Here is a 2,566-nt window from a genome sequence, read left to right as displayed (position 1 = left end):
CACCTGGGCCATGGACTCCACAATCAATACCCCAGGCATAATTGGGCGATTGGGAATATGCCCCGGAAAAAACGGTTCGTTAATGGTGACATTTTTCAGACCGACGGCGGATTTACCTGGCTGAAAATCAATGATGCGGTCCACCAGGGCGAAGGGATAGCGGTGGGGCAATAGGTCACTAATTTCTTGGATGGTGAATTGGGTTTGGGCACTGGCTTCATTGCCATTGCTGTCGCTTAAATTGGGAGTCACCTCCGGAGTTGAAATTGCCATGGGAAAATTTTTGCTAAAAATCTAGGACAAACAGAAGTTGTTGGAAAGTTGGGGGAAATCTAGGGTCTGCCCAGCAAAGCCTGGTTAATCTCCAGCATTCTGGCCGGGTTTTGCCCCCGATCGCCACCGAACACCAGTTTAAAGCCCATTGGACTCTCCCCCGGGCCCCGACCCCAGAAAAATCGGCCAATTCTTCTGCGGGGTTGGCCTACTACCGATAAGATGGGAAGGTTGTTCATTCCCCAAACAGTCCGCTGAATCCTGTGGAAATTTTTGTTTATCACACGCCGGAATTAACACCAGATCAGCCATTGCCCGATTGTGCAGTGGTTATTGATGTCCTGCGGGCCACCACCACCATTGCCACGGCACTCAAAGTTGGAGCGGAGGCGGTACAGGTTTTCAGTTCCCTGAATGATTTGTTGGCCACCAGTGCGGCTTGGCCAGAGGAAAAACGCCTCAGGGCCGGGGAAAGGGGCGGGGCCATGGTAGAAGGCTATGACCTGGGTAATTCTCCCCTTGATTGTACTCCAGAACTGATGATGGGGAAAAGATTATTTCTATCCACCACCAATGGCACCCGAGCTTTACAACGGGTGGAAAATTGCCCCCAACTCATCACAGCTTCTTTGGTTAATCGGGGTGCAGCGGCAGATTATCTGGTCAAAAACCAGCCCAAAACCGTGTGGCTGCTAGGTTCCGGTTGGGAAGGGGGTTACTCCCTAGAGGATACAGTTTGTGCCGGGGCGATCGCCGCCTACCTCACAGAAAAGGGGGTGGAATTCACCAAAGGCAACGATGAAGTAACGGCAGCTTTAAGTCTTTACCGCCAATGGCAGGACAATTTGTTGGGACTGTTTGAATTGGCTAGCCATGGCCAGCGGTTGCTGAAGCTCGATCGCCTGGATGATTTGCGCTACTGTGCCACGGAGGATTTAATTGATATTCTGCCCAAGCAGGTATCCCCAGGGGTATTGACCGCCGCTTAAATCGACAATTGTATTTATATTAAATTTAGTTTTTCCAATTATTTCCCCGCTAAAATTCCATTTCCCAACCACTATGGATACATTTGACGCTATTTACCAACGGCGATCGATTAAGCATTTTGACCCTGACCATCGACTGACCCCAGAAGAAGAAAGAAAATTGCTCGAAGCGGCCATCCAAGCCCCCACTAGTTATAACATCCAACATTGGCGGTTCCTGATTATCCGGGACCCCCAACTACGGCAAACCATTCGGGACAAGTATGGCAACCAAGCCCAAATGACCGATGCCTCCCTGCTAATTTTGGTGGTGGCGGATGTCAATGCCTGGGATAAGGATCCCGCCCGTTACTGGCGCAATGCTCCCCCAGAGGTGGCGGATTATTTAGTCGGGGCGATCGGCTCTTTCTATGGTGGTAAACCACAGTTACAAAGAGATGAAGCCCAACGATCCATCGGCATGGCTATGCAAAATTTGATGTTAGCGGCCAAGGCCATGGGCTATGATAGCTGTCCCATGATCGGTTTTGACCTGGAAAAGGTGGCCGAATTGGTCAAGTTACCCGCTGACTACGCCATTGGCCCCATGGTGGCGATCGGTAAGCGCACCGAAGATGCCCGTGCCAAAGGGGGACAACTGCCCCTGGAGGAAGTGGTCAAAGAAAATTCCTTTGCCTAGGTCGATTCCCCGGTGGACGATTGGGCATTGGAGCGACATCTTCCCTGCACCCAGGTAACCCCTTGATTTTCCCGTTTAACGAAATTTTGCTTGATTAACACCTCTATGCGTACTCATTATTGCGGCGACCTACGGACAACCCATCTGGGGGAAACTGTTACCCTCTACGGTTGGGTCGATCGCCGTCGAGATCATGGTGGCGTAATTTTCCTGGACCTGCGCGATCGCCGGGGCATAGTGCAAATCGCTAGTAGCCCCGACCAAACCCCCGTTTCCTATCCGGTGGCAGAGGGATTACGTAATGAGTATGTGGTGCAAGTTACCGGTGTGGTTAGTAAACGCCCCCCGGAGTCGTTAAACGAGAAAATTCCCACCGGAGAAATTGAGATCTATGCGGACAGCATCATCCTGCTCAACGCCGTCAATCAACAATTGCCCTTTGTGGTTTCCAGCCACGAAGCAGAACAGGTGCGGGAGGATGTGCGGCTCAAATACCGCTACCTAGACTTGCGGCGGGCCAGGTTAAGCCAAAATCTCCAACTGCGCCATCAAGTGGTGAAAGCCATGCGCCGTTTTCTAGAGGATCAAGAGCACTTTCTGGAAATTGAGACTCCCATTCTCACCC

3 protein-coding genes and 1 pseudogene are annotated in these 2,566 nt (G+C 51.5%); 3 read left to right on the top strand and 1 reads right to left on the bottom strand.

Annotation, left to right across the window (positions count from 1 at the left end):
• Positions 1 to 273, bottom strand: a pseudogene (locus tag IQ219_RS18895) (3-hydroxyacyl-[acyl-carrier-protein] dehydratase FabZ); the annotation flags it as partial.
• Positions 274 to 536: 263 nt separating this feature from the next.
• Between IQ219_RS18895 and IQ219_RS18890 the strand changes: the two are divergent.
• The 3 genes from IQ219_RS18890 to IQ219_RS18880 form a co-directional block, all read left to right on the top strand.
• Positions 537 to 1,262, top strand: a complete 726-nt coding sequence (locus IQ219_RS18890; protein WP_190598496.1) for a 2-phosphosulfolactate phosphatase family protein — start codon at positions 537 to 539, stop codon at positions 1,260 to 1,262.
• Between the two features lie 73 nt (positions 1,263 to 1,335).
• Entirely contained in the window at positions 1,336 to 1,941 is a 606-nt protein-coding gene (locus IQ219_RS18885; RefSeq protein WP_194073634.1) for a nitroreductase family protein, read from the top strand.
• Between the two features lie 105 nt (positions 1,942 to 2,046).
• Positions 2,047 to 2,566 (top strand): OB-fold nucleic acid binding domain-containing protein (locus IQ219_RS18880; protein ID WP_228017380.1); only part of this gene is annotated, 520 nt, incomplete at its 3' end.

This window comes from Synechocystis sp. LEGE 06083, assembly GCF_015207725.1.
Classification (GTDB): domain Bacteria; phylum Cyanobacteriota; class Cyanobacteriia; order Cyanobacteriales; family Microcystaceae; genus Synechocystis; species Synechocystis salina.
The sequence above is the reverse complement of the archived record's forward strand: the minus strand, read 5'-3'. Positions and strand labels throughout refer to the sequence as shown.